Origin of the sequence: Streptomyces noursei (assembly GCF_001646665.1) — a bacterium.
Taxonomy (GTDB): domain Bacteria; phylum Actinomycetota; class Actinomycetes; order Streptomycetales; family Streptomycetaceae; genus Streptomyces; species Streptomyces lavendulocolor.
This window is the reverse complement of sequence record NZ_LWBU01000389.1, coordinates 1304-4008: the sequence shown is the minus strand read 5'-3', so window position 1 is coordinate 4008 and position 2705 is coordinate 1304. Positions and strand designations below refer to the sequence as shown.

General features: G+C 69.6%; 3 protein-coding genes. 2 read left to right on the top strand and 1 reads right to left on the bottom strand.

Annotated features, from left to right (window positions below; all coding sequences use genetic code 11):
- Positions 1-54: 54 nt before the first annotated feature.
- Entirely contained in the window at positions 55-1353 is a 1299-nt protein-coding gene (locus tag A4V12_RS31975) for a PTS transporter subunit EIIC (RefSeq protein ID WP_064072991.1), read from the bottom strand.
- A gap of 189 nt (positions 1354-1542) precedes the next feature.
- On the opposite strand from A4V12_RS31975, the gene A4V12_RS31970 reads away from it, so the two are divergent.
- Entirely contained in the window at positions 1543-1776 is a 234-nt protein-coding gene (locus A4V12_RS31970) for a glucose PTS transporter subunit EIIB (protein WP_031076305.1), read from the top strand.
- 77 nt (positions 1777-1853) lie between these two features.
- Positions 1854-2585 carry a ribonuclease PH gene (gene rph / locus A4V12_RS31965; protein ID WP_064072990.1) on the top strand — a complete coding sequence of 244 codons (732 nt, stop codon included), beginning with the start codon at positions 1854-1856 and terminating at the stop codon, positions 2583-2585.
- Positions 2586-2705 lie beyond the last annotated feature (120 nt).

Below are 2705 nucleotides of genomic sequence, written 5' to 3'. Positions count from 1 at the left end.
CCGCGAGCGCGCGTGCAGGGCGCCGCGGGCCAGGCGAGACTTTGCGGACACGACCTAGGGCTTGGTCACGTCCGTCTCCGTGTCCTCCGGCTCCCGGCCCGGCGTCTTCAGGTCGAACCTGGTGATGGCGAAGCGGAAGATCGCGTAATAGACCACCGCGAAGGCCAGGCCGATGGGAATGATCAGCCACGGCTTCGTCGCCAGCCCCCAGTTGATCACGTAGTCGATCAGCCCGGCGGAGAAGCTGAATCCGTCCTTGACGCCGAACGCCCAGGTCACCGCCATGGAGACACCCGTCAGCAGGGCGTGGATCGCGTACAGCACCGGGGCGATGAACAGGAACGAGTACTCGATCGGCTCGGTGATCCCGGTGACGAACGAGGTGAGGGCCACCGACAGCATCAGGCCTCCGACCTCCTTGCGCCGGTGCGGCTTCGCGCAGTGCGTGATGGCGAGCGCCGCCGCGGGGAGGGCGAACATCATGATCGGGAAGAACCCCGTGGTGAACTGCCCCGCCTCCGGGTCGCCCGCCAGGAACATGCTGATGTCGCCGTGCACCACCGTGCCGTCCGGCTTGGTGTACGAGCCGAACTGGAACCAGACGGGCACGTTCAGGAACTGGTGCAGCCCGATGACCAGCAGCGCCCGGTTGGCCACCCCGAAGATCCCGGCGCCCCAGTAGTCCAGCCCCACCAGCCAGTCGCTGAAGCTCTCCAGCGCGTCACCGACCGGCGGCCACACGAAGAGGCACACCACCGCGAACGCGATCGCGATGAACGACATCAGGATCGGCACGAGCCTGCGGCCGTTGAAGAACCCCAGCCAGTCCACCAGCTTCGTCCGGTGGTACCGCTGCCACACGTACGCCGTGAGCAGTCCCATCACGATGCCGCCGAAGACCCCCGGATTCTGGTACGTGTACGCCACGAACGAGTCGTCCGCCCCCAGGCAGCCGCCGTTGACGTCCTCCGTGCCCGCCGGACAGTCCTTCGGGAAGGCCCGCAGCACGCCCCGGTAGACCAGGAACCCCGCCACCGCCGCCAGCGCGGTCGACCCGTCCGCCTTCTTCGCCATGCCGATCGCGACACCGACGCAGAACAGCAGCGGCAGCCCCAGGTCCGCGTCGAGCAGCGCGCCACCCGCACCCGCCATGACCCGGGCGACGTCGTCCCAGCCCAGCCCGTCCGCGCCGAACACGTCCGGCTGGCCCAGCCGGCTGAGGATGCCCGCCGCCGGCAGCACCGCGATCGGCAACTGGAGGCTGCGGCCCATCTTCTGCAGCCCCTGGAAGAGCCCGGCCCACCGCTTCTGCCGGGGTGCGGGCTTCGGCGCGGCCGCGCTCTCGGAGCTCATCGGAGGCCTCCTGGAAGACTGGTGTAGACCAGCTGCGATATCGTGGGCGCTGGTGATCGTCATCCTTCGGTACAACCGGGTAATGCGCCCGCGAAGATGGGCCAACCGTGCGTTACCGTGACGAAAGACCCAGGTGGGCCGAGCAGCGCTCAGTGGTCCGAAACGGCTCTTTGACGCAGGGAGAAAGACATGGCCAGCAAGGCTGAGAAGATCGTCGCCGGCCTCGGCGGCATCGACAACATCGAAGAGGTCGAGGGCTGCATCACCCGCCTGCGCACCGAGGTCGCCGACCCCGCCCTCGTCGACGAAGCCGCCCTGAAGGCTGCCGGCGCCCACGGCGTCGTCAAGATGGGCTCCGCGATCCAGGTCGTCATCGGCACCGACGCCGACCCGATCGCCGCCGAGATCGAAGACATGATGTGAGCACACCCGCTCACCCGTGAGGGGCCCGTTCCGGTACCGGAACGGGCCCCTCGCACATGGAGGACTAGGCTCCTCCCATGTCTCGAATCGACGGCCGCACCCCCGAACAGCTCCGCCCGGTCACCATCGAACGCGGATGGAGCAAGCACGCCGAGGGCTCCGTCCTCATCTCCTTCGGCGACACCAAGGTCTTCTGCACCGCCTCCGTCACCGAGGGCGTCCCCCGCTGGCGCAAGGGCAGCGGCGAAGGCTGGGTCACCGCCGAGTACTCGATGCTGCCCCGCTCCACCAACACCCGCGGCGACCGCGAGTCCGTGCGCGGCAGGATCGGCGGACGCACCCACGAGATCTCCCGCCTCATCGGCCGTTCCCTGCGAGCCGTCATCGACTACAAGGCCCTCGGCGAGAACACCATCGTCCTCGACTGCGACGTCCTCCAGGCCGACGGCGGCACCCGCACCGCCGCCATCACCGGCGCCTACGTCGCCCTCGCCGACGCCGTCGCCTGGGCCCAGGGCAAGAAGCTCGTGAAGGCCGGCCGCAAGCCGCTCACCGGCACCGTCGCCGCCGTGTCCGTCGGCATCGTCGACGGCACCCCGCTGCTCGACCTCTGCTACGAGGAGGACGTCCGCGCCGAGACCGACATGAACGTCGTCTGCACCGGCGACGGCCGGTTCGTCGAGGTCCAGGGCACCGCCGAGGCCGAGCCCTTCGACCGCAAGGAGCTCAACGCCCTCCTCGACCTCGCCACCGGAGGCTGCGCCGACCTCGCCGCCCTCCAGCGCGACGCCCTCGGCATCACCCTCTAGGCCGATACATCCAGGGAGTGCCCGCACCGTGCCGCCGTCCGGGCGGACGCCGGCACGGTGCGGACACCCCCGGCAACCACGGACGCCCCGGCCGGCGTCCTCGTCGGTACGGGCGTACGG

What these genes read in the sequence shown, in the direction of transcription:
- A4V12_RS31975 (WP_064072991.1), bottom strand. Translation starts at nt 1,353, where the DNA reads ATGAGCTCCGAGAGCGCGGCCGCGCCGAAGCCCGCACCCCGGCAGAAG.
- A4V12_RS31970 (WP_031076305.1), top strand. Translation starts at nt 1,543, where the DNA reads ATGGCCAGCAAGGCTGAGAAGATCGTCGCCGGCCTCGGCGGCATCGAC.
- rph (WP_064072990.1), top strand. Translation starts at nt 1,854, where the DNA reads ATGTCTCGAATCGACGGCCGCACCCCCGAACAGCTCCGCCCGGTCACC.